Source organism: Dietzia maris, from assembly GCF_014144855.1.
Lineage (GTDB): Bacteria > Actinomycetota > Actinomycetes > Mycobacteriales > Mycobacteriaceae > Dietzia > Dietzia kunjamensis.
Map to the genome: position 1 here is coordinate 1 of NZ_JAALDN010000353.1, position 1,643 is coordinate 1,643.

2 protein-coding genes are annotated in these 1,643 nt (G+C 73.4%); one reads left to right on the plus strand and one right to left on the minus strand.

Annotated elements, in window-relative coordinates; translation table 11 throughout:
* Positions 1 to 920 (plus strand): hypothetical protein (locus G6024_RS11770; protein ID WP_159148777.1); only part of this gene is annotated, 920 nt, incomplete at its 5' end.
* A gap of 51 nt (positions 921 to 971) precedes the next feature.
* Here the strand turns inward: G6024_RS11770 and G6024_RS11775 are convergent.
* Complete coding sequence (locus G6024_RS11775; RefSeq protein ID WP_120285825.1) at positions 972 to 1,463, minus strand: WKL family lipoprotein; 492 nt, start codon at positions 1,461 to 1,463, stop codon at positions 972 to 974.
* Positions 1,464 to 1,643 lie beyond the last annotated feature (180 nt).

Genomic DNA, 1,643 nt, shown 5'->3' on the forward strand with positions numbered 1-1,643 from the left:
TGGCCGGCACCTCCGCGTGCGCCGGGGACGATGCCGCGGACCCCGCCGACGGCGGCCCGGGCTCGTCCGCCGCAGAGGGGACGGATGCCCTCGAACCCGAGGTGACCGTCGACCCCGGTCCCGCCCCGGTCGTCGACCTCATCGACGCCGGCGAGGGCGAGCGGCGAGTCCTCGCCTATGCCCCCTCGCTCGAACCGTCGGTCGTGGCGATCACCCGCTCCGCCAACTCGCGGACCGAGGTCCCGGGAGCCGAGCCGCGCACCGACGACACCCCGGCGCAGACCCTCACCGTGGAGGGACGATCGGAGCCCGACGTCGACGGCGCGCAGCGGGCGACCGTGACCGCGCGGGAGTTCACGTCCGTGGACGAACTCCGCAACGCCCAGTTCTCCACCGCCCCCGGGTTCACCGTCACCTGGACCCGCAGTGCCGACGGCATCGTCCGGGAACTGTCGCTGGCGGCCCCCTCGGGGGCCACCGACGCCGCCCGCGCCGGAGTGGAGATCACCGCCAACGCGGTGTCGGACGCGACAGTGGCGTTCCCCACCGAAGAGATCGGCGTCGGCGCCCGCTGGACCGTCACCCGCCGGGTCGACGACGCCGTGGCCCCGACGAGGGTCACCACCTACGAACTCGTCGACGTCGACGGCGACATCGCCACCGTCCGGTCGAGCACCACCGCTCCCGACCCGGCGGGCACCCTGGCCGCCCCGGCACCCGACGGCGGGCCGGGCGTCACCCTCGACGTGGAGTCCTACGAGGTCACCGGCTCGGGCGAGCTCATGGTGGACCTACGAGCCCCGGTGCCGGTGGGCGGAACGACCGAGTCCTCGACGCGGGCCGTCTACGTCGATCCCGACTCGGGACGACGCACGACCTACGACGAGGACTCGGTGCTGCGGTTCCGCAGCGTGGACTGACGCTGGTCAGGCCTCGCTGTCAGTCCGGGCCGACGGCGCGCTGAGGTGCGGTCAGGCCGCGGCGCACGTGGCCGGCGGCTCCAGCCCGGCGTTGGTGATGAGCGCGCAGGCGAACGCCTTCTGAAGCTGCCACTGACCACCCTGGTTGATGAACTGGGCCTGGACGTTGATGTCCTCCTGGCCCGGCTGGGAGATCACCGCGTTGGCGATGAGCGTGCCGGGGATGTCCCCCTCCGCCGCGCCGGTGATCGTCACGTCGGCGCCCTGCTCGGCCTTGAGGGCGGCGATCTGGTCGAAGATCTCGGGCGCCTCCGCGCCCCCCTCCACCAGGTCGACCTTCTCCTCCACCGGCACCGCGGGGTCGGAGGCCCGGTCGAGCAGCTGGGTCAGCTCCTCGGCGGTGGGCACGGTGGTCTCCTGCGCGCTCGTGGTGGGCGCGGGGGCGGTCTCGCGCCCACCGTCGTCGTCGCCTCCGCAGGCGGCGAGGCCACCCAGTGCGAAGGCGGACAGGGAGACTGCGGCGATGGTCCGTCGAAGACTCACGCGGGGTCCTTTCGTCGAGATGTGCGGCACCGGGCATGCGGTACCGAGCCGGGCATGGCTCCGGGCCGGGTCACCGGCCCAACGAACATCGGTGAGCCATTGTTCCATCGTCAGCGGCCGGGATGGTTGACGCCGGGCCGCCCGCACACCACTGTGGAGCGGGTGACCAGCGCCGAGACC